The organism is Pseudomonas sp. 2822-17 (genome assembly GCF_002742485.1).
Classification (GTDB): Bacteria; Pseudomonadota; Gammaproteobacteria; order Pseudomonadales; family Pseudomonadaceae; genus Aquipseudomonas; species Aquipseudomonas cyclaminis.
This window is the reverse complement of sequence record NZ_LJRZ01000877.1, coordinates 1-323: the sequence shown is the minus strand read 5'-3', so window position 1 is coordinate 323 and position 323 is coordinate 1. Positions and strand designations below refer to the sequence as shown.

Sequence of the window (323 nt, the reverse complement as noted above, 5' to 3'; positions counted from 1 at the left end):
ACAGTATACACTCCTCTCTGTATTGATCAGAGTTACGGTGAAGACTGTTCTCTGCTTTCATCACTATAAGTGAGTACCTCAGCTACATTTTCATATGATTCTCCATATAATTGCTGATCTTTGTACGTATGAATATTCTCATACGTATGTCTCATTTTTTCGTAAATGCTTTCTTCAGATTCATTTGTAGGAGACCAGTATAGAATCTCTAATTCATTAATTTCCCCTGTCGCAAGAGACCTTCTTCGATAACCAATAGATTCTGCATGCTTAAATCCTTCACGTTTATAGAACCTCTGCCTCTTTTGTGTGTCAGTATCTGT

At 36.5% G+C, this 323-nt stretch carries 1 protein-coding gene; it reads right to left on the bottom strand.

Annotated features, from left to right (window positions below; translation table 11 throughout):
- Positions 1-32: 32 nt before the first annotated feature.
- Positions 33-323 (bottom strand): hypothetical protein (locus AOA60_RS29585; protein WP_218240949.1); only part of this gene is annotated, 291 nt, incomplete at its 5' end.